Origin of the sequence: Vibrio vulnificus NBRC 15645 = ATCC 27562, assembly GCF_002224265.1 — a bacterium.
Taxonomy (GTDB): Bacteria; Pseudomonadota; Gammaproteobacteria; order Enterobacterales; family Vibrionaceae; genus Vibrio; species Vibrio vulnificus.
Map to the genome: position 1 here is coordinate 1,699,421 of NZ_CP012882.1, position 21,317 is coordinate 1,720,737.

General features: G+C 46.8%; 25 protein-coding genes. 13 read left to right on the plus strand and 12 right to left on the minus strand.

Translation table 11 applies throughout. The features are described from left to right. Positions 1 to 20: 20 nt before the first annotated feature. The gene (gene ppiC, locus AOT11_RS23010) at positions 21 to 299 is read right to left on the minus strand and encodes a peptidylprolyl isomerase PpiC (RefSeq protein ID WP_011082463.1); all 279 of its coding nucleotides are present in this window, start codon (positions 297 to 299) and stop codon (positions 21 to 23) included. Positions 300 to 466: 167 nt separating this feature from the next. Here ppiC and AOT11_RS23015 point away from each other — a divergent pair, with 167 nt between their 5' ends. Further along, the gene (locus tag AOT11_RS23015; protein WP_017422434.1) at positions 467 to 1,390 is read left to right on the plus strand and encodes a chemotaxis protein; all 924 of its coding nucleotides are present in this window, start codon (positions 467 to 469) and stop codon (positions 1,388 to 1,390) included. Between the two features lie 20 nt (positions 1,391 to 1,410). On the opposite strand, the gene AOT11_RS23020 is transcribed toward AOT11_RS23015, so the two are convergent. The 4 genes from AOT11_RS23020 to hutW form a co-directional block, all read right to left on the minus strand. After that, a complete protein-coding gene (locus AOT11_RS23020; RefSeq protein WP_017422433.1) occupies positions 1,411 to 1,944 on the minus strand; it encodes an ATP:cob(I)alamin adenosyltransferase in 534 nt (177 codons plus the stop codon). A gap of 104 nt (positions 1,945 to 2,048) precedes the next feature. Beyond that, positions 2,049 to 2,579, minus strand: a complete 531-nt coding sequence (hutZ, locus tag AOT11_RS23025; protein ID WP_017422432.1) for a heme utilization protein HutZ — start codon at positions 2,577 to 2,579, stop codon at positions 2,049 to 2,051. 38 nt (positions 2,580 to 2,617) lie between these two features. Next, a complete protein-coding gene (gene hutX, locus AOT11_RS23030) occupies positions 2,618 to 3,121 on the minus strand; it encodes a heme utilization cystosolic carrier protein HutX (protein ID WP_011082459.1) in 504 nt (167 codons plus the stop codon). A 71-nt stretch (positions 3,122 to 3,192) separates the two neighbouring features. After that, positions 3,193 to 4,566, minus strand: a complete 1,374-nt coding sequence (gene hutW, locus AOT11_RS23035) for a heme anaerobic degradation radical SAM methyltransferase ChuW/HutW (RefSeq protein WP_026050754.1) — start codon at positions 4,564 to 4,566, stop codon at positions 3,193 to 3,195. A 160-nt stretch (positions 4,567 to 4,726) separates the two neighbouring features. Between hutW and AOT11_RS23040 the strand changes: the two genes are divergently transcribed. From AOT11_RS23040 to AOT11_RS23065, 6 genes are read left to right on the plus strand one after another with little or no spacing between them, the layout of a single operon-like run. Beyond that, positions 4,727 to 5,449, plus strand: a complete 723-nt coding sequence (locus AOT11_RS23040; RefSeq protein ID WP_017422430.1) for an energy transducer TonB — start codon at positions 4,727 to 4,729, stop codon at positions 5,447 to 5,449. 2 nt (positions 5,450 to 5,451) lie between these two features. Then, on the plus strand, positions 5,452 to 6,144 hold the full coding sequence (locus tag AOT11_RS23045) for a MotA/TolQ/ExbB proton channel family protein (RefSeq protein WP_026050756.1): 693 nt from the start codon (positions 5,452 to 5,454) through the stop codon (positions 6,142 to 6,144). Continuing rightward, on the plus strand, positions 6,137 to 6,550 hold the full coding sequence (locus AOT11_RS23050; protein ID WP_017422428.1) for an ExbD/TolR family protein: 414 nt from the start codon (positions 6,137 to 6,139) through the stop codon (positions 6,548 to 6,550). The genes AOT11_RS23045 and AOT11_RS23050 overlap by 8 nt, the downstream gene beginning before the upstream one ends. Positions 6,551 to 6,561: 11 nt before the next feature. After that, positions 6,562 to 7,413, plus strand: coding sequence for a heme/hemin ABC transporter substrate-binding protein (locus AOT11_RS23055; RefSeq protein ID WP_017422427.1), 852 nt, complete (start codon positions 6,562 to 6,564; stop codon positions 7,411 to 7,413). A 9-nt stretch (positions 7,414 to 7,422) separates the two neighbouring features. Further along, on the plus strand, positions 7,423 to 8,454 hold the full coding sequence (locus AOT11_RS23060) for a FecCD family ABC transporter permease (RefSeq protein ID WP_017422426.1): 1,032 nt from the start codon (positions 7,423 to 7,425) through the stop codon (positions 8,452 to 8,454). Continuing rightward, positions 8,451 to 9,236 (plus strand): heme ABC transporter ATP-binding protein, encoded by a 786-nt coding sequence (locus AOT11_RS23065; RefSeq protein ID WP_017422425.1) that lies wholly within the window; start codon positions 8,451 to 8,453, stop codon positions 9,234 to 9,236. The genes AOT11_RS23060 and AOT11_RS23065 overlap by 4 nt, the downstream gene beginning before the upstream one ends. An 88-nt stretch (positions 9,237 to 9,324) precedes the next feature. Here AOT11_RS23065 and AOT11_RS23070 read toward each other — a convergent pair whose 3' ends face one another. After that, complete coding sequence (locus AOT11_RS23070) at positions 9,325 to 9,786, minus strand: TetR/AcrR family transcriptional regulator (protein WP_011082451.1); 462 nt, start codon at positions 9,784 to 9,786, stop codon at positions 9,325 to 9,327. Between the two features lie 528 nt (positions 9,787 to 10,314). Here AOT11_RS23070 and AOT11_RS23075 point away from each other — a divergent pair. Beyond that, the gene (locus tag AOT11_RS23075; protein WP_017422424.1) at positions 10,315 to 10,614 is read left to right on the plus strand and encodes a YfcZ/YiiS family protein; all 300 of its coding nucleotides are present in this window, start codon (positions 10,315 to 10,317) and stop codon (positions 10,612 to 10,614) included. Between the two features lie 25 nt (positions 10,615 to 10,639). Here the strand turns inward: AOT11_RS23075 and AOT11_RS23080 are convergent, their stop codons facing one another. After that, positions 10,640 to 10,945 carry a DUF1496 domain-containing protein gene (locus AOT11_RS23080; protein WP_017422423.1) on the minus strand — a complete coding sequence of 102 codons (306 nt, stop codon included), beginning with the start codon at positions 10,943 to 10,945 and terminating at the stop codon, positions 10,640 to 10,642. Between the two features lie 79 nt (positions 10,946 to 11,024). On the opposite strand from AOT11_RS23080, the gene AOT11_RS23085 reads away from it, so the two are divergent. Further along, entirely contained in the window at positions 11,025 to 11,636 is a 612-nt protein-coding gene (locus AOT11_RS23085; RefSeq protein WP_017422422.1) for a hypothetical protein, read from the plus strand. A gap of 88 nt (positions 11,637 to 11,724) precedes the next feature. Here the strand turns inward: AOT11_RS23085 and AOT11_RS23090 are convergent, their stop codons facing one another. Continuing rightward, positions 11,725 to 12,828 (minus strand): 1-acyl-sn-glycerol-3-phosphate acyltransferase, encoded by a 1,104-nt coding sequence (locus AOT11_RS23090; RefSeq protein ID WP_026050759.1) that lies wholly within the window; start codon positions 12,826 to 12,828, stop codon positions 11,725 to 11,727. Positions 12,829 to 13,032: 204 nt separating this feature from the next. Here AOT11_RS23090 and AOT11_RS23095 point away from each other — a divergent pair, with 204 nt between their 5' ends. Beyond that, the gene (locus AOT11_RS23095; RefSeq protein WP_017422420.1) at positions 13,033 to 13,638 is read left to right on the plus strand and encodes a hypothetical protein; all 606 of its coding nucleotides are present in this window, start codon (positions 13,033 to 13,035) and stop codon (positions 13,636 to 13,638) included. Between the two features lie 117 nt (positions 13,639 to 13,755). Here the strand turns inward: AOT11_RS23095 and AOT11_RS23100 are convergent, their stop codons facing one another. After that, the gene (locus AOT11_RS23100; RefSeq protein ID WP_026050760.1) at positions 13,756 to 14,235 is read right to left on the minus strand and encodes a hypothetical protein; all 480 of its coding nucleotides are present in this window, start codon (positions 14,233 to 14,235) and stop codon (positions 13,756 to 13,758) included. A gap of 20 nt (positions 14,236 to 14,255) precedes the next feature. Beyond that, entirely contained in the window at positions 14,256 to 14,780 is a 525-nt protein-coding gene (locus tag AOT11_RS23105) for a nicotinate-nicotinamide nucleotide adenylyltransferase (protein WP_017422418.1), read from the minus strand. 148 nt (positions 14,781 to 14,928) lie between these two features. On the opposite strand from AOT11_RS23105, the gene nadE reads away from it, so the two are divergent. Continuing rightward, positions 14,929 to 15,759 (plus strand): ammonia-dependent NAD(+) synthetase, encoded by an 831-nt coding sequence (gene nadE, locus AOT11_RS23110; RefSeq protein ID WP_017422417.1) that lies wholly within the window; start codon positions 14,929 to 14,931, stop codon positions 15,757 to 15,759. A 112-nt stretch (positions 15,760 to 15,871) separates the two neighbouring features. Here the strand turns inward: nadE and AOT11_RS23115 are convergent, their stop codons facing one another. Further along, positions 15,872 to 17,692, minus strand: a complete 1,821-nt coding sequence (locus AOT11_RS23115; protein WP_026050761.1) for a hybrid-cluster NAD(P)-dependent oxidoreductase — start codon at positions 17,690 to 17,692, stop codon at positions 15,872 to 15,874. Between the two features lie 268 nt (positions 17,693 to 17,960). On the opposite strand from AOT11_RS23115, the gene pyrC reads away from it, so the two are divergent. Continuing rightward, positions 17,961 to 18,989, plus strand: a complete 1,029-nt coding sequence (gene pyrC, locus AOT11_RS23120) for a dihydroorotase (RefSeq protein ID WP_026050762.1) — start codon at positions 17,961 to 17,963, stop codon at positions 18,987 to 18,989. Positions 18,990 to 19,119: 130 nt separating this feature from the next. Next, on the plus strand, positions 19,120 to 20,283 hold the full coding sequence (locus tag AOT11_RS23125; RefSeq protein WP_017422414.1) for a GGDEF domain-containing protein: 1,164 nt from the start codon (positions 19,120 to 19,122) through the stop codon (positions 20,281 to 20,283). On the opposite strand, the gene AOT11_RS23130 is transcribed toward AOT11_RS23125, so the two are convergent. Next, on the minus strand, positions 20,280 to 21,194 hold the full coding sequence (locus AOT11_RS23130; RefSeq protein ID WP_017422413.1) for a DUF808 domain-containing protein: 915 nt from the start codon (positions 21,192 to 21,194) through the stop codon (positions 20,280 to 20,282). The two genes, AOT11_RS23125 and AOT11_RS23130, sit on opposite strands and share 4 nt — an antisense overlap. Positions 21,195 to 21,317: the final 123 nt, after the last annotated feature.

Genomic DNA, 21,317 nt, shown 5'->3' on the forward strand with positions numbered 1-21,317 from the left:
ATCACTAGCAAGGTAAAGCATTAGGTTCTGTATAGTACCTTCAACACATGCCAACCGAACTTGGTTTTCACTAAGTGTGGCGTCAATACTTCACCAGTAAAGCAAACTTTATCGAACTGAGGTACCATCTGGCCACGTTTGAATTCACCGAGGTCACCGCCACGTTTGCCCGAAGGACAAAGTGAATGCTTCTTCGCAAGCACATGAAATTTCGCTCCTTTCTTCAACTGAGCGATAATATCTTCCGCTTGCTCTTTATGCTTCACCAAAATGTGAAGCGCTGCTGCTGTGTTGGCCATCAGACACCCCCTAAAATAAAAAACGCGCAAGTGTAACCTAAAGGCAGGTATCGGTCATTAATTTGATCTAAACACACGACCATACGCTTTAACTTCGCTTTAGCCCTTGCTGGACTAAAATTATAAAGTAAGATTGAAGCGTTAGAATTTCAAAACAAGGTATACCCATGGCTAAAACCCCAAGTAAGGCTAATCAATCGCAAGGAATGCTGGTCTTCAAACTGACCTTAAAGCAAAATTTTGCTATTGGTACGCTCAAAGTTAGGGAGATCGTGCCATACATGCCGACGACACAAATACCTTACTCTCATCGTCACGTGGTCGGCACCGTCACGATTCGTAACCTCACCGTGCCCGTTATCGACATGTCCGCTGCAATTGGTTTTCGCCCGATCGACAAATCGGAATACAAGAATAGCTATTTGATCGTGACAGACTGCTTACGTACTGTGGTGGCTTTCATGGTGCGCTCTATAGAAAAGATCATCGATTGCGATTGGCGCTCAATAGAAACCCCACCAGCCAGCGTAGGTCATAATGTGTTCGTCACTGGCATCACGCGCTATAACAACGAAATCGTGCAAATGCTGGACGTGGAGTTATTGCTTTCGAAGATTTATCCTCAATACGAGAACGCCAATATTCCAATGTTGACCGATGTGGAACGCGAACGTCTCAAAGCGCTGAACATTCTCCTTGTCGATGACTCCTCTATTGCTCGAAAACAATTGAGTGATGCGCTCGACGGTATCAACATCGGTTATCAGATCTGTAAAAACGGCTTAGACGCATTGGAGCTGATGCGAGTTGAAGCCGGACGCGGTCGCCCATTCGATTTGCTTGTAAGCGATATCGAAATGCCCGGATTGGATGGCTATGAATTAGCGTTTGAAGTGCAAAATGATCCGGCGTTAAACCGCTCCTATCGTATTTTGCACACCTCATTATCCAGTGAAATTTGTGTTGATCGCGCTCACCAGGTCGGGGCACACGAAGCGTTAGAAAAATTTAATGCTGGCGAGCTGATTGAAGCGATGCTGCGTGGTGCCAAATCACTGGAACAAGCGAGAAATAAAACTGTCGCGGTTTAATCGCAGCAGCTTTTGCTGGCTTATTTAGGCATTGAATAACTTTTGCTGACAAACTCGGTTTCTTGCACCTGATAATATTGATTGGTGTAAGAAGCCAAGGCATACATGACATTTGCTAACAGATTGCCATAGCGAAATAACATCGCCTCAGGTGATTTCTTCGCTGAATGTTCAATCATCACCAATGCTCTCACCACCTTCTTTGCTTGGCATCGACATAGATGCAACTGAGCAGACACCGCATGACCACCCGGTAGAACAAAGCCAACGAAGCCACCATTTAACTCATTACGTAGTGTTTGGTAGTCCTGTTTGAGCTCAGCAATCATCGCTTCATCAATGGCCAACTTTCCTCGTACGGAGCCATTTAGGTGATAAATGTTCGGTTGAACTCGGGTCAGAACATCACGAACAAGCTCCGGCAAATCCATGGTCAGCAACAAGCCAACTCGACTACAAAGTTCATCGGCACTGATCTCAAAATCACAGACGAGGCTGTCTTCATAAATAAATGGGTAGCAAAGTTCATCAAGCTGCTTGGACACAGGTTTCATTATTTGTTTTTCGCCATTGAAAAAGGGAGTCAGTATAACTGAGCTCCCTTGTCTTTGCTGGAGAATCTAAGTCGGAGAATCTGACGCGTTCAAACTCGCATTCGTTATCCGTTGGAGATCTTACGATGCCCCTCTTGAAGGTGGACAAAATCAACCAGATCATCACCAGACACTTGGTACGCCTGACCAAAGCCTTTTACAAACAGGCCACGTTCCGCCTTAAGATTAAACAAAACGAAATCTTCCAGTTGACTTAAACCAGAGACAATCTCGCCAAAACGCTCTTCCATTTGAGTAATCACTTGATGCCAAAGCTGAGTATCACGTTCAATCACACTCGCTACCGCATCAAAGGTCAAACGCTTACGCGCAAAAAGCTGCTTAGCGCCTTCCTCATCTTCGATCATCATCAAAGACACTTGCGGATTCTCAAGCAGGTTACGCGCATGACGCGCGATTTTCGAGATCAAAACAAAGTACCCTTCTTGATTCTGTACAAAAGGCGCATAACTCACGTTTGGACGGCCATCCGCATCTACCGTCGCAAGTTGCAACGTTTGACGCTCCTGACGAAACTCTTTAATTTCCGGCTCTAGGCGACCTTGTAACCTTTCTTGTTTTACATGCTGATCCATGGCTTTCTCCTCGAATTTTTGTTGTTATTAGATTGATATTATTGAGCAAACTCATTTTGCATTGATTTAAAACGTGCCACTTGCTCTGGGAACAGTTCACGTTTTTCATCGCGGCCTAGATAGATCTTAAAAATGTTCTCACCAGAGGCCGAAAAGAAACCAAAGTAGTGGCTTTCTTTCCCCATGAATGGCTTGCTGACTAAAGCCACTGCAACAACATTGTCTAACTTGAGATGGCCGTGCAACTCACCCTGTTTGCCCATTAGGTTGTAATAGCCTCTTGCCTCTTTCCCTTTCGGGAAGGGCGCTTTCACCTCAAAAATCGAGCCGAACGCATGTACGATGGTCGTCACTGGGCCAAAATCAACCAGGTTCTCTAAAATGGATTGCGCGAGCTCTCCTTTAACCAAAACAGCCATATCCTGAGGGAGAGACTGAACGATGTCGAGCTCCGTTACGCTTAGGCGTTCTGCCATCGCTGCGGGTAATAACGTGGGTTCTTGTTGTAGCAGTTCAGCTACTTGTTGTTGCAGAGAATTCATCTTCTTTCCTACAAATTATCGATTCATTGATATTTTTCGCCTGAGCCTATAAGCGTTAGGCGAACACGCCACTACTGTGCGATGGCTCGTGTCTGATGAGCACTTTGATATTCAGAGCTTAGTATTTGAATACACGCTTGTGCCAAGGAAACGGCCCAAAAACTGCCTGCCAACGTCAATGTGGCACTACGCTCATTCAGTTCAACCAACCCTCTCTCTTGCCAGAGTCGGAATAGAGGTTGAAGAAAATCAAAGACGTTGTCGCCCATGAACTCAGGCAGCTTATCTGCCATCACAACACCGCGATCAAATCCAGATTTCAACGCGGCGAAAATCGCTTCTAGCGGATGTTGCTGCGTCATCATCATAAGGGGAAGCTGGCCGTGGTTTATCGCCGCCATATAGGCGTCGAGGCTACGATGTTGCATCATGCCGTAACCACCAATAGAGCCGCCAGCACCACAACCAATCGGCAAAACTTCTGCGTAGGTCTTGGCCAAACTATTGTAGAGGCTGCGCTCGCGGTTATCCGTTGCCCAGTGGTTCACACTCAGTTGTTTGAGATGGTGCTGGCGCATAAAGTTCACTCCAATCTCATACATGCTGGCTTTATCTGGCGTCGTCGCGGGAGGAGGTAGCTTGCCCTTCTCTACCAAATTCAACATAGGCGCACTGCCCCCCACCACCAACTGGTATAAGTCCAAACCGTGCGCGCCCGTTGAGATGAAATCGTTGAGATCTTTCAACAAGACGTCACGAGTTTGATGTGGTAAGCCATATAGGAGATCAACGATCACTGGTGCTTGGTCGTAACTGGCTAACTCACTGAGACGTGTGAGCACTTTCTCTCGGTCATCTAACCGCTTCGCGCTGCGGCGCACCAAGGTATCAAAGCTCTGAACACCAAATGAAAAGCGGTTAAAGCCGCCTTTCATCGCGCCATCATACATCTCGTCGCTAAAGCGATTAATGCGCCCTTCCAGCGTGATTTCACAATCAGCAGAAAGCGGAAAATGGTTTCGAATCGCCTCTCCCAGCTGCCTTACTTGGGCAGGAGAAAGGTCTGTAGGCGTACCGCCTCCTACGTACACGGCATGGAAAACGCCACTTTGTGTCCATGGCAGCGCCGATTTAATCGCAATTTCTTTCAGCAGTGCTTCGAAATAACCATCAACCAGTTGGCGACTGGCCGCGTTTTGGAAGAAGTTACAGAAGGTACAACGCACACGGCAAAACGGAATGTGGATATACAAACAGCGTTTTTTGCGCGAAAACTCATTACTTTGGGTCAACGTATTAAACTGTTCCACCAATTGAGATGGGTTTAATGGTCGACTCATTCCACCAGCGTGAGCTGAGTGTTTTTGAGCGAAGGCAAAACGCAACGGATCTGGGGTATCAATACCGATAATAGATTGATCATACTTATCTAATGTAAGCGTCATATTCACTCGCTTATTCCCCGCTGTATAAGGCTTAGCGGGTTAATCTCTAAAACTGATGCGATCATAAAATTAGTTAAATGATAATGCAATTGATAATTGATCTTATTTGCAATGTAAGTGATAATCTCGCCCAGATTTAGCTTTTCGGAACAACAGCATCATGAATTTACCCAGATATCTTTTTGCGGGTTCGCTCTCGTTGATGTTGCATGCGGCGTTCATCTCAGCCAAAGAGCAAGCCGTCATTTTTCAAACCAATGCGGGTAGCGACTCTGCGTCCGTCTCATTAAATTTGGTCTCCAATCCTCCCCCTTCCTCCAATAACGTGGTGGAAAAAAACGTTGAGCCAAAAGAAGAGACCAAACCACCCACTAAACCAAAACCCAAAAAGCCAGTAGAGCCAAAGAAAGAAGTGGCGAAGCCCAAACCGCCAACCCCAAAGAAAGCGTCTTTAGAAAAAACCGTGGTAGAAAACAAGAGCAGCACGAAACCCACTGAGTCAACGCCTGTGGAGCAGCCAGAACCCGCGGAACATAAAACGCCAAAAGGTGCGGACAATGATCAACCTGCCAGTTCCGCTTCTCAGGGTGTCAGTAGCCAACCGACGCTGATTGAAAAGCCGAGCTTCATGGAGAAACCAGTTCAGCCGAAATATCCTCGAGTCGCACAAAAGCGGGGGATTGAAGGGACTGCCTTGTTTGAATTGTGGATTGATGAGCAAGGAAAGCTAACCCAGTTACTGTTGATCACATCGAGTGGCGCAAAAATGCTTGATGACGCGGCTCGAAAAGCCATTCAGCAGTGGAAATTTACCCCTCACGCAGAGAATGGCCAAAAAATGCCTTCTCGAGTAAGAGTTCCCGTTCGATTTTCTTTGGACTAACCATGCAACAACTACTAGAACTGCAAAACCAACTTGGCCTAATGACTTGGCCGCTAATTTTCTGTTCCGCGGTGACGGTGATGATCGTCATCGAACGCTTGATTCAGGTCGTTTTAAGTATCGGCGTCGGCAAAAGTGCCATACGCCGTCAACTCAGCACGATTTCGCCGACGAATAGCCAACAGATTGAGCAACTCGCACAAGCTCTATCAAACAAACGCCCGTTGCTCTACCGCGGGGTTGCCATGCTTTTAGCACATCACGACTTTGCTAAATCGTTACGCGAAGATGCCGCAGGGATGTGGTTACAGGAAAAACGTCACCAACTTCATTCCGGTTTACGTCTGCTGACACTCATTGGCGTGATCAGCCCACTGCTCGGCTTATTGGGGACCGTTCTTGGTCTTATCGAGATGTTTAAAGGCGTGGCGGCGTCCAGTGGCAACATCACCCCCAATGATCTTGCGGAAGGCTTAGGGCTGGCGATGAGAACCACCGCAGCCGGGCTTTTGATTGCGCTTCCTGCAATTGCCAGCGCGCAATTGCTCGGCCTATGGGCGGATCGCGTCATGTCCAAACTGGAGCATAGCTTAAACTACGTCAACCTCTGGCTGGAGGGGGTGTCACTTCAACATGTATCACCGGGCAAGCATATTTCAGAGCAAAACAAGCTGCAGGTTACCGTCCATGATTAAAGTGCCTCAAAGTCATCAAGACTCAGGATTAACCCCAGACTTAACACCGTTACTCGACATCATTTTCATTGTGATGGTGTTTTTAATGTTAACAGCGGCAGTGAAACTGGAATCTATCGATGTCAGTTTACCCAGCAGCGATTCAAAAGCGGTATCTCCAGTGGATAAACAATCGCTCACCATCAACATCTTAGCGGAAGAACCACATTGGGCAATCAATGGTCAACGCTATCTCGACTGGCAAAACTTCACTTTGGCCTTAACGGAAGAGACCAAAAATTCGGACAAACCCGTTGTCATCGGCGCTGATAAAACGGCAGACATTCAACACTTGGTCACCCTATTAGCTTTCTTGCAAGAAAAAGGCATTAAAGCCACTCAGCTCCTCACCGATCAACCACAATAAGAGATTCAGGAATGAAAAAAACCATGATTTTAGGGCTCAGCGTTGCCCTTCTAAGCACCCCCCTTAGTTTGCCTTTACAGGCTGCGCAAGAACGAATCATTAGTGCTGGCAGCGCCGTTACCGAGCTAATTTTGGCTTTGCACGCCGAACAATCCCTTGTCGCTGTTGATGTAACAAGTCAGCTACCCGAAGGTCAGCCACTTCCCAAAATCGGTTATCACCGTCGCTTGTCGGCCGAAGGCTTATTGGCGCTATCGCCAACAAAATTGATTGGCTCTGATGAAATGGGACCAGCCCCCGTATTGCAACAACTCAAGTCCACTGGCGTCGATATTGAAGTGGTGAACACACAAGCCAATGTGGACGGGCTAAAAGCGCGCATCGACCAGATTGCCGCCATTCTAAACAAATCACAAGAAGCACAGCAGTTGAAGTCTCTAGTTGATCAGCAAGTGCAAAGTTTAAAGGCGAATCAACCGACAGAGCAGAAAAAGAAAGTGCTGTTTTTGCTGATTCACGAAGGACGCGCAGCAAACGTGGCCGGCACGGATACAACACCTGATGCCATCATCCGTTTGGCAGGCGCCATTAACCCCGCCGCCGATAAGATTACCGCCTACAAGCCTCTTTCAAGCGAGTCGATGGTAGAAATGCAGCCAGATGTGATTTTAGTCAGTGGCCGCAGTTTCGAAAAGCTGGGCGGCCCTGACGCCATCATCAAAATGATGCCTCTTTTGGCCGCTACGCCTGCCGGACAAAATAAACAGATCATGGCTATAGATGGCGCCGCTTTAGTTGGCGGTTTGGGTTTAAAGAGCCTTGCAGAAGCCAAACGACTTAACCAGTTACTTTATACGCAGTAATTTTTCATCATGTTACGTCATATCCCTCTTTCCATCTGCGTCACGGTGCTTTTAGTGACGCTGAGCTTAACGGCTATCTCTTCGGTGACCGTAGGGCCGATGAACATTAGTGGTGCCGATACCTTGCGCAGCTTGCTGCGCTTAGGTGACCTTGCACCGCATATTGATGTGGTCATCCAAGAAATTCGCCTTCCCCGCACACTACTTTGCATGTTGGTGGGGGCAATTCTCGCGCTTTGTGGTGTCGTGATGCAGGGTTTGTTTCGAAATCCATTGGCCGAACCGGGCATCATTGGCGTCTCAGCTGGTGCGGCATTAGGTGGAGCAGTTGCGATTGTCGCCCTTTCTCAAGTGGCAATGTTGTCTAGCTCGATCATGAATTTAGCGGTATTGCCCATTGCCAGCTTCCTTGGTGGTGCGCTGGCGACGGCCTTGGTCTACAAAATGGGGGCCGGAAAATTTGGGACCTCGGTCACCATCATGCTCTTAGCGGGCGTCGCGATTAGTGCCATTTCCGGTGCAGCGATTGGCTATCTCAACTTCCTTGCCGATGATCAAACACTGCGTGACCTCTCTTTGTGGTCAATGGGCTCACTCGCGGCAGCAAACTGGGGATCCATTGCTTTGGCGGCTTTGACCTTATTAGCCCTTTATGTCTACTTTGCTCGTAAAGCCATGGCGCTGAATGCACTACTTTTGGGGGAATCTGAAGCTCGTCATCTAGGCATTGAAGTACAACGCCTCAAAAGAGGTTTGATTGCACTTTCAGCCATTGGCGTTGGGGTGACGGTCAGTATTTGTGGGGCGATTGGTTTTATCGGTCTGGTTATCCCGCATCTTGGTCGTATGCTTGCAGGGCCAGACCATCGCAAATTAATTCCGCTCTCAGCGTTGCTAGGCGCGTTACTGCTGACCTTTGCTGACATGGTGGCAAGAGTTGCCGTCGCACCTGCTGAGTTGCCTGTGGGCATCGTCACTGCCGCTATCGGCGCACCTTTCTTTATTTATCTTCTCTTCCAGCAGAAAGGACGAATTGTATGAAAAAGCCTGTTGTACTTCGAGGGCAAAATCTCTCATTGCAGTTCGCCTCTCGCCAGGTGCTCAAACAGATCGATGTGGCATTTTGCGCTGGTGAAGTGGTGGCATTACTTGGCCCAAACGGCGCAGGAAAAAGTAGCCTGCTCAAGTTGTTGAGCGGTGAGATAGCTTCCTCACAATCCATCGAATATTTTGGTAAAGCCGCCAAAAGCTGGCGCAGCGCAGAGCTTTCTCGTCACTTGGGTTTGTTGCCACAAAGCAGTTCACTCACCTTTCCTTTTCTAGCGCGAGAAGTGGTCGAATTAGGTGCGATCCCTCTGGCGTTATCCCAAGCTGAAGTGAAAGCCATCGCTGAGAAATACATGGCCATAACGGACGTCGTCCATCTGGCAGACAGCTTATATCCTGCCCTATCTGGCGGAGAGAAGCAGCGCCTTCATTTTGCGCGAGTATTAACTCAGCTCGATCAAAGTGGCGATCAAAAAATCTTGATGCTGGATGAGCCAACCTCTGCGCTCGATCTGGCCCACCAGCACAATACTCTGCGAGTGGCGAAACAGTTTGCCAAAGAGCAACAAGCGTGCGTCATTGTGGTATTGCATGATCTTAATCTGGCGGCTCAATATGCAGACCGCATGGTGATCCTACATCGTGGTGAGATTGTGGTTGATGCCAGTCCAGAAGAGGCTCTGACTCCAGAAATTATTGACTCGGTATACGGCTATAAAGCGTTGATTGGCCGTCACCCTACTCTGGGCTTCCCGCTAGTCCAGCCTGCCGCCTAGCGCGTTTGAGCGATGAAAATCGCCATCGTTCGCGCCCTATAAAAATAAAGCTCCCAAAATGGGAGCTTTATTTATGGAATATTGGTCATTATTGACTAATACGGACAAGAGACTTACCAAACAGCCACTCGAGCTCTTTTTTACTCTCTTCACCAAACTGGCTTTCCGTCATTTTGTAGAGACGGTCGATACCGTTTGCCGCAAACTCGTGCGCACGCTCAGCCGTTACAATATGGTGGAAAAGCAGACGCAGGATGGCACGGAACTCTTCATCTTCCAACGCAACAACCCAGCTTTGAGAAAACTCGTTTAGACCTTTATTGAATTCAAGGTGCTCAACGAACAGTTTAAAAATTCGACCGTCTAGTGCAGCGGTAAAGTCCGTTTTCTTAGGGAAATGATGACTTATACCGGTACGTGAAACACCTGTCTGTTGGCTCAACGTCGTGTACGACATTTTGTCGTAACCGAGCCTAAGCAACTGATCAACAACGGCATCCATAATTTTCTGGATAGTGATTTCGGTATCTTCTTTACTACGCTTTGGCATATTTTAGCTCTTCTCTTTGTAAATCCATCTAACTCAAAGTCTGAGGTCAGAATGAAAATCGTTCTCAATAGGTTGCCAGAAAACACCCTTTTTCGAAATAAACAAGCCTACTTTTTATTACGAAATACTGTAAACCAGGTTTGCAGATGCATGTCGTCAAGCAAAACAAAATTTCAGAATATGCAACTAAATTAATACCATTAAATGACATTAGTTTAATATTTACATCTGCATTTTGAACCGATTGATAGCGATAGATTATGTAAAAATAATTTATCTCGAGATACTCTTATAAAATCCTGCTAGGTGCAACTCACTCACTGTGATTACTAAGTAAGTAAAAGGTGAAATCCGGTAAATTATTGACTCGGATCACATCGTCCATTAACAAAATCTAAAGTTATCTCTGCTTAACCCTCTCAACAAACAACATAGCATACCGATATTTTTTTATCCAAGTTGTTCCATTTATTTCTATTGAAAAAAAAACGAGTTGAGTATAATCCCTTTTTTAAGTGAGGATTCGTTATGAGCATTGAACACGAAGAAACCCAAGTATGTGAAGCGTGTGGTTGCGCTGGTGAAATTGGCTTTATCATCAAAGAAGGCGATGACGTTGCAGACGTGACAATTTACGCTGGTTCAAAAGAGTTGCTACAAGCGGAATTTGCCAAGTATCTAGAGCTGGCGAAAGCAGTAAACGAAAATGTGGAATACAACACCACAGAGCTGACTGATGACGCCACTGAGCTCACTGCTCGCTTTAAATTCGAAGTGAGTGCAGAGAAACTGATTTTTGAACTGAAAAGCCGCTCTTTATCACGTTAATCCCTAACGTTATTCTTAGACGAGCCTACGATTTAGGCTCGTCTTTTATTTTGATCTGCTGCCACTTCAGTGCACCGTTGGTTTCAAAACTCTTTTCCGCAACACACTCAAGCAACACACCTTCAACATTCAATACCGCACCAATGGAATACGCTTGATCTTGGTAATAACACACCCGTAAGCGTGCTGGCGTTTCTGCTGCCACCACGGCCACGACCTTGTCCCCTGTCGATACCGTTTTTGCTACCGCAGGCACAGAGCTAAACAGCAACAACATCAGCGTAGCCAAACCACGAATCGCAGTGATACCTGTTACCCAATTTTGACGCATACACTCTCTCCAACTTCTATTAGTACGCTACAATGCGATGAGATAGGCTTTATGGCCTAGAGCACAAGATTCACCCCAAATGGACATCGCGATGAACACACTTTTCGTCACATCACTGGCCCTTTTCTTTTCCACGGTTACCATGGCGGTTCCTCTCGACTACTATCAAATTCTGAATCATCTCGATAACTACGGCAATCTGGATTTGCGTAATAAGCCTTACAGCTCACTTCCAGATGGCCTAACGGTCAAAGGCAATCTCAATATTGGTAGCACCACAATAAAGAACTTGCCGAAAGATCTCTCAATCGAAGGCAGTCTAGAGGCAAGTAACAGTCAACTCGCAATGGTCTATCCAGGCACCTCCATCAAAGGGTACGCCAACCTATTGGGGTCTCAAATTAAAAACTGGCCCGCTGGCATCACGCTTGGGGGATATTTGAATCTCACCGATACGCCGTTAGAAAAGCTGCCATTTGGCTTACGTGTGAAAGGAGACTTGAGTGTCATTCGCACCCCCATCAAAGCTCTGCCTGAGAATCTGGTAGTGGAAGGCAATTTATACATAGGCGGCTCTGCACTGACAGAATTCCCAGACAAAATGACCGTCAAAGGCCATATTTTCCTCGGAGGAAATCGTATCAGCAAGTGGCCAAGTGAACTTGACTTAGGGGGCGCGGTGGCGAGATAAAGCCACGTGCTTTCCCTCTTTGACATCCCGTTGATAGACAAAAGCCAGCAGTGTGAAGTGATGCTGGCTTTTGTTTTAGGCGCTTATGCTACTTGTTATTACAAGGGTTAGCATAACTCGCCACTAAGTACTTCTGCGCGCCTTCAGGCAGCTGCAGAAGCTTCTCTGTAAGCGAAGCTCGCACCGCGTCGGTAATCGAGTCATCTTCCAAACCTGCCGCCAACTTATTGATGGGGAATAGATGGTAATGTTCATGTATCTGACGGTCGATCTCTTCGGCTAATGCTTCTGGTGTAGCAAAGTCATCCACGATGACATCACCAAAGGCCACTTGAACACGCCCTTTGTATCCAACGATGCCCTGAATTATGCTTTCGATGTCTTCAAACTCACCTTTTTCATAACGGCCATTGGTCGCCTTTTCGTACAGCTCTCTCGCTTTTGCGATATCGCAGGGATCGTTCTCATAAGAAATCGACACTGGCACAATTCTCAATGACTTCATGTATTCAGCAAAATCGATTTTCTGCTTGCGCCCTTCGACATGAAACATTTTCAAAATCGCAGGATCGGTGAAATCATTACCATCCTTCGCTCGGCCCTCTTTTTGTGCAATCCAAATGGAATTGCCCGTATCAAGGGAATGCTTGATATAAGACGACAACTGACCCAGCACTTTCATCATTTCGCGTGGCGCTTTGACGGAACGTTTGACAATAAAACTCTTGTTCAGCTTCATCAGCTCAGTGGCACAAGGCTTTTTCAGTAGGTTGTCACCAATCGCAATGCGCACCGTTTTATGGCCATGCTTAAACAAACCATAGTTCACCAAAGCAGGGTCCATCGCAATGTCACGGTGGTTGCAGATAAACAAATAGGCGCTGTCTTTATCCAGCTTTTCTAACCCGGTGTAATTCACGCCATCAGTGGTTGTCTTCAGCGTCTGTTCTAGATACTTCTTTACAACTAACTGTATTGCTTCAACGGAATCAAGCTTGTTCCATTTTCTTTTCAGATAGAACTTCAGAAATGGCGCCACTAAACCTCTAAACCAAGACGAACTATTGGCATAGCGGTGCTGCAAAATAGCGCTAATGAATTCATCATCTTGCACTAAACGGTCGAGTGCTGCAGAAATCTCTTCGTCGTTATAAGGACGAATTTCTAAATATGGGTCAATGTTGTCTGTCATTATTCTTGTCGTATTAAAAAAAACTGGCACATTCTACGCATTGTTGGCAACGCTCGCAGCTACCTTAGCCGTTGTTTCTCTAAGGTCATACCAGTCAACTCACAAATATGACAAATAGTGCCTTAGTTCGTTCCCTGTTTTTTGAGGTTGGCATTTCTCACGCTAAAAGGTAACCTTAGCGCCCCATGATTTGAGGTACCCAACATGAACTACGCCATTGAATTTAAACGTGAGTCTTTCAGCCATTTAACTGCGATGGCAAGAAAGCGTTCATTGAAGCACAAGTGGTTGCTTGTACGTTCAGGATTGGCGCTCATTAAAATGGGAAAACAAGAGTTTTGCCTGCAACCGAACCAGTCATTTTGGATTCCACAAAACAGCTTGTGTTCCATCTCTCTGTTTCCGGGTACACAGCTCGATACTCTGGATATTTCTGTAAGAGTTCGAGAAACGTTTCCGTACAGCGCTGGATACGTCACGCTCTCGGCTTTATCTTCAGCAATTTTTAACAAACTGGCTGAGATTGCTCCTCGCTCAGAAGAACAACTTGAACTGCTCGCGGTACTCAAACGTGAAGCGACACAAATCCGTCCTCTGTTCGAAGCATCTAAACTGTGTAAACAGTTGAGTCGTTGGTCCCCTCAGTCACATGAGCTTGATAAAGAGTGGCATATGGCACTACTGGTTCGCGAGGCACAAAAGCGCATGCTTTCCGGTGGAAAAAAAGAACAAGTGGTCAGCGAACTGTTTAGCGGCGATGAACAACAATGCAACGTGATCTGCAAGATGTTATTAGGCAAGACGTTGTAAAAGAAGTGGAACGCTCCTCTGCGAGGAAAACCACCGCCACACTCAATCTCAATAAAAACGCCAGCAGTTTGCTGGCGTTTTTATTGAGATTCTTACAAAGAGCTTCTGTTGTTGAGATTAGAAAGGCACTTCTATTTGCATCATCACGTCGGCTTCAGAAGTTTCATGCCAGCGATAATCAAAGCGCATTCTCGGTTCACCGGATTTTTTATCGCCCAAGCCAATGCTGAACATTAAACCATGACTTCGTAGCCACTCTTCGGTTGTCATACTCGCCACTTGGTTTTCATACTCTTCCGGCAACCAGAAACCCAGACCAAAATGCTTATCAGAGAGGTTTTGCGTCAAGACCGGGTTATCTTTTGGCTTTAACGCCCATTCACCCCAGTAATCTTCTTGTGTTTCTTGCTTGTCATCATTAAGCCAAACCATCGCATTGTTTTTCAAGAAATTGATTTTATCTTCGAGTGACGTGCAAATTTCCATGGCACTGTCTTGCAGCATAATTGAACGCTCTTCCAGCAATGCACAAGACGCTGCTGCTTGCTTGGCAAACAACATCGATACAATGCAACATAGGAACGTTCTTTTTAGCATACTCATCAGACCTCTCTAAACTACGGAATTGTCTTATATAACTGCCGTTCTATCAATAATTTTCTTACGGATGGTGTGGTTAATTCCGCCAAATCGTCCCCACAATCGATCGCATGACGTATATCTGTACTTCTAATCTGCACTTTTTCCGGACAAGCCATAACCGCCCATTTCTGAGTGATCTCTTCCGCTTGATAAAAATTGGCGAACTTGAAAAAGTTATCAGGGCCAATCACAAAGGTTATATCGGCCTCGGGGTAGATTTCTTGAATTCGTGTTAGCAAGGCGTACGTCGTGACACTTTCACCTGGCTGGTATAACTCTTGCTCAATGTTGGAACGCTTCGCTGTCGACAGCGTGAGATCTTGGATAAATGCGTCCAGAAGCTCACAACGAACTGCGTAGTCAAGCATCTCTTTGCCCCATGCATGTGCAATGGAAGGTTCAAGAAGAACCAAATCAAAGTGGGAAAGTGATTCAATCACACTCAGGTGACCAAGGCTAGGAGGATTAAAAGCACTGCCAAAGACGGCGATTTTCAACATAAACGGTATTTACTCGGGTTAGAGAGTTTTCTAATAAAACGAATCGGGTATGATACTACCAGTCATAGTTATTTTGTAATACTAGCCTTGATATTTGTGCCTTTGTCGCCACTTAGGCTAGTTTAGCTTGCAGGAAAAGGAACCCTAAATGGAACAACTCATCCGCGATGAAATGCGTGTGCTTCCAGCCATTGATCCGCATTTCGAAATTGAGCGTCGTGTCGCTTTCATCAAAAAGAAGCTGGTTGAATCTGGTTGTAAATCGCTTGTCCTTGGTATCAGCGGTGGCGTCGATTCAACCACTTGTGGCCGTCTCGCTCAGGTTGCTGTGGATCAACTCAACCAAGAATCAAACAGCAATGACTATCAGTTTGTCGCAGTGCGTTTGCCCTATGGCGAACAAAAAGACGAAGACGAAGCGCAACTTGCTCTATCGTTTATCCAACCAACGCATTCTGTTTCCGTCAACATTAAAGCCGGTGTCGATGGCTTACATGCAGCTTCTCATGTTGCGTTAGAGGGGACTGGTCTTATCCCACAAGACGCAGCCAAAGTCGACTTCGTTAAAGGTAACGTCAAAGCACGCGCTCGCATGGTGGCTCAGTATGAAATTGCTGGTTATGTGGGTGGCCTGGTACTCGGTACCGACCATTCTGCAGAAAACATCACGGGTTTTTACACTAAGTTCGGTGACGGGGCTTGTGACTTAGCTCCACTGTTTGGTTTGAGTAAACGTCAGGTTCGTCTTGTCGCAGAAACACTTGGAGCACCGGAACTTTTGGTTAAAAAGGTACCAACGGCAGACCTAGAAGAGCTGGCACCACAAAAAGCCGATGAAGATGCGCTTAATCTGACCTACGAACAGATTGATGATTTCTTGGAAGGCAAACCCGTCTCTGAAGCCGTCAGTGCACGTCTAGTGAGTATTTACAAAGCCACGCAACACAAACGCCAACCTATTCCTACTATCTACGATTAATCGAGTTTAGGATTGACCAAGCTCAATGAGAAATGAGCTCTGAAATCGAGATAAAACAATGACCTCGCTTTAAGCGAGGTCATTGTTTCTGACTTACTTAATCTAAGCGTCGCTACAGAGATTGAAAACGAACATCCGTTAGAGGCACGCAACAACATGCTAGCGCTTTGCCCTCGCGTTTCTCTTGCTCAGTCAACGCAGGAACCTCAGGCTGATGCACTTGCCCACTGATGACGTTCACCTTGCACGCCCCACAAAAACCGGCTCGACAGCTATGCGCGATCGTCAAACCATGATTTTCAACGTGTTCCAGTAAGGTTTGCTGATTATCAGCCGTAAACGTCTCACCATTAAATTCCAGCTCAACCGTTTTGCGCTCACTGTTAGGCGACGTCGAAACACCAAACGCTTCTTGATGATAATGGCTTTCAGGCAGCCCTTTTTTCAGCAATAGATTCTTCGCTTTTTGCATAAAGCCATCGGGGCCGCACACAAAAACCTGACGAGATTCCACCTCCTTGATCTGTTTAAGATGCGATAAACTCAAGCGCCCTTTGAGACCAAACCAATCGATCGGTGCTTGAGTGAGCGAGATTTTAACCGTGAGCCCAGGATAGCGTGATTTCAGCGCATCAAGCTCCTCTTTACAGGGGATATCTTCAACGGAACGACATTGGTGATAGAACACCACATCCTCAACAAGATCATGATCCGCAAGATAGCGTAACATCGACAACATTGGCGTTACGCCGCTACCCGCGGAGAGCAGCAGCAAAGGTTGATGTTTGTTCTCTTGAATATGGAACTGCCCTTGTGGGGATTGTGCAAACAGCTCATCACCTACCTCAAGATGATCAATCAGCCAATTTGACACTCGTCCACCGTCAATACGTTTGACGGAAATGGCGTACCTTCCTGGCCGAGAAGGGCTCGACGATAAGGTATAACGACGTGAGACGGTATCACCATCAACGGTGATTTCTACTGGCAAATGCTGCCCTGGCAAATACGCAGGTAGCTGCCCGTGTTCTGGTTCGAGCCAAAACGTGACGAAATCCCGTGCAATGGTCTCTTTTTCGACGCAGGCAAGGCGAATGTCGTGACAAGCACTGTCCGGATAGACTTCTTTCCCTTTCACTTCCAACACCTCAACTCGGTCTCCCACTTGGATCATCCCTTCGTTCAGTGCCACTAAATTTTGTCCGAAAAAGACGCCACCTTGCTCATTGGCGCGAAACGTCAATAGGGTGTTCAGTGGTTCTTTATTGGCGCGAAACTGCCCTTTCTCTACATCGACCGTGGTGAGAATACAGCGCTCACAGGGCTTCACCGCTTCAAATATCACCTCACCAATGCGAATTTTTTTCCATCCATCTTCGGCAAATGCTTCGCAGTTGCTCACCACTAGGTTGGTGCGAAACTGATCCATCGAATGCGTTTCCGGGCTGCGTCGATTGAGTTCTTTTAGTGACGCATCGCTAATGACTAACAGTGGGTAACCATCCGCAAAACTGACATTGTGTCCGAGCTTCTCACGGACTCGATTCGATTGCTCCCCAGAGAACAGCAGCTCAACGCGGATCCCCAGGATATCGCTAAACCAATCGTCCGCTTCATCAGTAGTGGTGTAAGCGGTGAAATTGTCTTTCCACACTTGCGCCGGTGTTTCTTGTCGCTTGAAGTCTTGATACTTCAGCATCAGGGCGGGTTTGTCTGGGTACGTAAAAACAATCCCATCAGCAACCAAAGCGGAGCGTATCGTCACCATTTGAGGATATTTACGCGCAGTGACCATGTCACCTAGCGCGGTCGCGACCATAAATCGGCGATCGAAAGCAAGCCCTTGTTTTTCTACCCAAGCGGACGTTAAAGCGATTCCTCCAACGGATTTCACTGGATAAACATTAATCTGTTGTAATGTGGCTGACGACATGAACGCTTCCTTGATGATTATTATTAGTGATTTGCCATGATAGTCGTTTGAAAGCACAGAGAAAACCTGAACCTCACTATTCTCACCATTTCTCAGATAGCAACAAAACTGAGCCTTTAAGAGCAAAAATACAGCGCCTCGAGAGCGAAGCGGAAAAAGCAAGTGAAATAGACAGCACTTTCCTATATCATCCTGTCGCCTAAACGGAAGCGTTTGCTTTCTCTTGTTTAGGCTCCTTTTGGATTTTTTTTCTATGGTGGGAGCAACAATGACAACACTTACTATTACTCGTCCTGATGATTGGCACGTACACTTGCGCGATGGCGAAGTTTTGGCAGATACCGTTCGCGATATCAGCCGTTACAATGGCCGCGCACTCATCATGCCAAACACTGTCCCACCCGTCACCACGACTGAAATGGCGCTTGCCTACCGCGATCGCATTCAAGCACATAACCAAACGGAACAATTTTCTCCGCTTATGTCACTGTATTTGACTGACAACACCACAGCGGATGAAGTACGCAAAGCCAAGGCCAGTGGTGCTGTAGTCGCAGCAAAACTGTACCCAGCGGGTGCAACAACTAACTCCGACTCTGGCGTGACGGATGTGAAGAAAATTTATCCTGTCCTTCAAGCCATGCAAGAAGTGGGCATGTTGTTGCTGGTACACGGAGAAGTGACCACGCACGATGTGGACATCTTTGATCGCGAGAAAACCTTTTTAGACAATGTTTTGACGCCGATTGTTCAAGACTTCCCTGATTTGAAAATTGTCCTCGAACACATCACCACCTCAGATGCGGTTGTGTTTGTGAAAAATGCCAATGAAAACGTTGCAGCAACCATTACCGCTCATCACCTGTTGTACAACCGCAATCACATGTTAGTGGGCGGCATCAAGCCCCACTTCTACTGCTTGCCAATTCTTAAGCGCAACACCCACCAGCTTGCGTTGATCTCTGCTGCGACGAGTGGCAACAAGAAGTTCTTTTTGGGCACAGACTCTGCGCCACACGCCAAAGGCGCAAAAGAATCCGCTTGTGGTTGCGCGGGCTCTTACACGGCTCACGCCGCTGTGGAACTGTATGCAGAAGTGTTTGAGCAAGCGGGCAAGTTGGAAAATCTCGAAGCGTTTGCCAGCCATAACGGCCCAGATTTTTACGGCTTGCCTCGTAACCAAGACACGATCACGTTGGTAAAAGACGCATGGCCTGTTCCTGCTTCAATGCCATTTGGTGGTGATATTGTGGTGCCAATTCGCGCTGGTGAAAGCATGGAGTGGAAGGTTAAGTAACCCTAAATCGCCTTGTTGTGAAAGCAAATAACAAAATGCCGCTGAAAACAGCGGCATTTTTTCTAAGTTTTGCCATTCGTCATCTAAGCTAAATGGAGACTTATGATAGTTAATTGATAAATGGCCGCTTATGGAATTGGACCTGGACATTAAAACCTTGTCTATTGTCACGGTACTGATCTGTGTCACATACGGATTCGGTATTTTGATGCTGCAATCGATCCAGAAAAATGTTCATGGCCTGGTAACCTTAGCCGCTGCGGTTTTCGCTATTGCCATCGGTTTTTTTACCTTGAGTTTTGGTAACAGTACCTCACTTTGGTTATCTAAAGTATTCGCCAATAGCACGATTTGCTTAGGGTTCACCCTGATAGTCTATAGCTTACAGCGCTTTCGTTCCGCTCCTCCGCTCGCCTCACATATTGCCTTTTTCTTTCTGCCAGTACTGGTCGTCTCACTGGTCTACTTTTCTCAGATAACCGTTTCCACCAATGTACGGATCATCGCGGTAAGTCTGTATATCGCGCTTTGCTGCTCACTCTCCGCTTACGTCGTCCGGCAAGGAAGTGCTCAAGACAACCCCTTAGCCATTGGGCTGCTACTCGCGGCCTTTGTGACGTTGGCACTCTGGATGCTGTTTCGAACCTATGTGACTTACATGAGCTCACAGATCGTGGATTTTATGTTTGCCAGTAGCGTTCATCAGCTCTCTTTCCTCGCCCTTATCGGGTTGATCCTGACGCTGGGCTTCACCTTCCCTTGGATGATCAATGCGCGGCTGATTACCAATATCTACCAAACCTCTCTCAGAGACACCTTAACCAATATTTACAACCGCAGAGCAATGGAGGAGATGATTCCCAGAGAACTCTCTCGAGCAAGCCGCTTAGGCGCTGAGCTATCCATCATTATTCTCGATCTTGATCACTTCAAGCGCATCAATGACCAATATGGCCACCAAGTGGGAGACCAAACTCTTTCAGGCATTGGCCAGCTACTCACGAGTCAGTTGCGTAAACAAGATATATCGTTTCGTATTGGCGGCGAAGAGTTTCTCGTGGTGCTTCCTGACACACCGATTGACAGTGCGGTTTTGGTTGCCGAGAAACTCCGGCAGAAAATTGCTGAAACGCGGTTTGCGCCGAAACAAAGAGAGACATGGACGGCGAGCTTTGGTGTGGCGCAGTTGATCCCCGGAGACGACTGGGATGCGCTAATGAAAAGAGCAGACGCGGCCTTGTATCTCGCGAAACACAAAGGCCGCAATCGAGTCTGTGAAGTCTCCGATGTTTAATGGGTGGCTTGCGAAGAACGCAGTTTTGCTACTAAGCTCCACACAGCAACAACCAGTAACCCAGCGAGCAATCCGACTAACCCATTTAGTAAGGTAGGAACGATGGCGCTGACAAATGATAGGTCCGATAAATTCATGATGATAGGTTCAATCCAATGATGAACCGCAGGGACGTTGTGCACAACAATGCCGCCGCCCACCAAAAACATCGCCGCAGTGCCGACGACCGTTAGTACTTTCATCAGTTTTGGCGCAAATCGGATCAGAGCTTGGCCCATGCTATTGAGTGCTCCTTTGCCTTGCGATTTTCTCTCGAGATAGAAACCAAGGTCATCCAACTTAACAATGCCAGCCACCAAACCATACACACCAATGGTCATGACCAACGCAATCAAACTCACAACCAACACTTGTGTCATGGTACTTTGCCCCTGCACAGTACCTAACGCAATGACGATGATTTCTGCTGACAAAATGAAATCAGTACGAATGGCGCCTGCAATCTTTTGTTTTTCGTATTGCTCAATGTCCTCTATTGCTGGCTCTGCACTGCTGCTTTCGGTTTGATGAGAAGAGTGAAACAACTTTTCCAGTACCTTCTCCGCACCTTCAAAGCACAGGAACAGACCACCCAATAGCAACAAAGGCATGATGAGCCAAGGAATAAAGGCACTGATAAGCAGCGCTGCCGGAACCAAAATGCATTTATTTTTGAACGACCCTTTCGCGACCGCCCAGACGACCGGAATTTCTCTTTCTGCCGCCACACCCGACACTTGTTGAGCATTTAGCGCCAGGTCATCCCCTAATACACCAGCGGTTTTCTTTGCGGCGACTTTCGACATCACCGCGACATCATCTAACACCGTTGCAATATCATCCAAAAGCGTTAATAGACTTGCTCCAGCCATAATTGATTTCTCATAAATAAACTCGAATTATTTCAAAATGTAACAGCGCTCTTCGGTGTCGCCAAGTGAATATTGTGCAAAAAATTGAGTAAGCCTCGTATTGCGGTTGTATCTCAAGGGAAC

Coding starts and splice junctions, on each gene's coding strand:
- ppiC (WP_011082463.1), bottom strand. CDS start 299: ATGGCCAACACAGCAGCAGCGCTTCACATTTTGGTGAAGCATAAAGAG.
- AOT11_RS23015 (WP_017422434.1), top strand. CDS start 467: ATGGCTAAAACCCCAAGTAAGGCTAATCAATCGCAAGGAATGCTGGTC.
- AOT11_RS23020 (WP_017422433.1), bottom strand. CDS start 1,944: ATGAAACCTGTGTCCAAGCAGCTTGATGAACTTTGCTACCCATTTATT.
- hutZ (WP_017422432.1), bottom strand. CDS start 2,579: ATGGATCAGCATGTAAAACAAGAAAGGTTACAAGGTCGCCTAGAGCCG.
- hutX (WP_011082459.1), bottom strand. CDS start 3,121: ATGAATTCTCTGCAACAACAAGTAGCTGAACTGCTACAACAAGAACCC.
- hutW (WP_026050754.1), bottom strand. CDS start 4,566: ATGACGCTTACATTAGATAAGTATGATCAATCTATTATCGGTATTGAT.
- AOT11_RS23040 (WP_017422430.1), top strand. CDS start 4,727: ATGAATTTACCCAGATATCTTTTTGCGGGTTCGCTCTCGTTGATGTTG.
- AOT11_RS23045 (WP_026050756.1), top strand. CDS start 5,452: ATGCAACAACTACTAGAACTGCAAAACCAACTTGGCCTAATGACTTGG.
- AOT11_RS23050 (WP_017422428.1), top strand. CDS start 6,137: ATGATTAAAGTGCCTCAAAGTCATCAAGACTCAGGATTAACCCCAGAC.
- AOT11_RS23055 (WP_017422427.1), top strand. CDS start 6,562: ATGAAAAAAACCATGATTTTAGGGCTCAGCGTTGCCCTTCTAAGCACC.
- AOT11_RS23060 (WP_017422426.1), top strand. CDS start 7,423: ATGTTACGTCATATCCCTCTTTCCATCTGCGTCACGGTGCTTTTAGTG.
- AOT11_RS23065 (WP_017422425.1), top strand. CDS start 8,451: ATGAAAAAGCCTGTTGTACTTCGAGGGCAAAATCTCTCATTGCAGTTC.
- AOT11_RS23070 (WP_011082451.1), bottom strand. CDS start 9,786: ATGCCAAAGCGTAGTAAAGAAGATACCGAAATCACTATCCAGAAAATT.
- AOT11_RS23075 (WP_017422424.1), top strand. CDS start 10,315: ATGAGCATTGAACACGAAGAAACCCAAGTATGTGAAGCGTGTGGTTGC.
- AOT11_RS23080 (WP_017422423.1), bottom strand. CDS start 10,945: ATGCGTCAAAATTGGGTAACAGGTATCACTGCGATTCGTGGTTTGGCT.
- AOT11_RS23085 (WP_017422422.1), top strand. CDS start 11,025: ATGGACATCGCGATGAACACACTTTTCGTCACATCACTGGCCCTTTTC.
- AOT11_RS23090 (WP_026050759.1), bottom strand. CDS start 12,828: ATGACAGACAACATTGACCCATATTTAGAAATTCGTCCTTATAACGAC.
- AOT11_RS23095 (WP_017422420.1), top strand. CDS start 13,033: ATGAACTACGCCATTGAATTTAAACGTGAGTCTTTCAGCCATTTAACT.
- AOT11_RS23100 (WP_026050760.1), bottom strand. CDS start 14,235: ATGCTAAAAAGAACGTTCCTATGTTGCATTGTATCGATGTTGTTTGCC.
- AOT11_RS23105 (WP_017422418.1), bottom strand. CDS start 14,780: ATGTTGAAAATCGCCGTCTTTGGCAGTGCTTTTAATCCTCCTAGCCTT.
- nadE (WP_017422417.1), top strand. CDS start 14,929: ATGGAACAACTCATCCGCGATGAAATGCGTGTGCTTCCAGCCATTGAT.
- AOT11_RS23115 (WP_026050761.1), bottom strand. CDS start 17,692: ATGTCGTCAGCCACATTACAACAGATTAATGTTTATCCAGTGAAATCC.
- pyrC (WP_026050762.1), top strand. CDS start 17,961: ATGACAACACTTACTATTACTCGTCCTGATGATTGGCACGTACACTTG.
- AOT11_RS23125 (WP_017422414.1), top strand. CDS start 19,120: ATGGAATTGGACCTGGACATTAAAACCTTGTCTATTGTCACGGTACTG.
- AOT11_RS23130 (WP_017422413.1), bottom strand. CDS start 21,194: ATGGCTGGAGCAAGTCTATTAACGCTTTTGGATGATATTGCAACGGTG.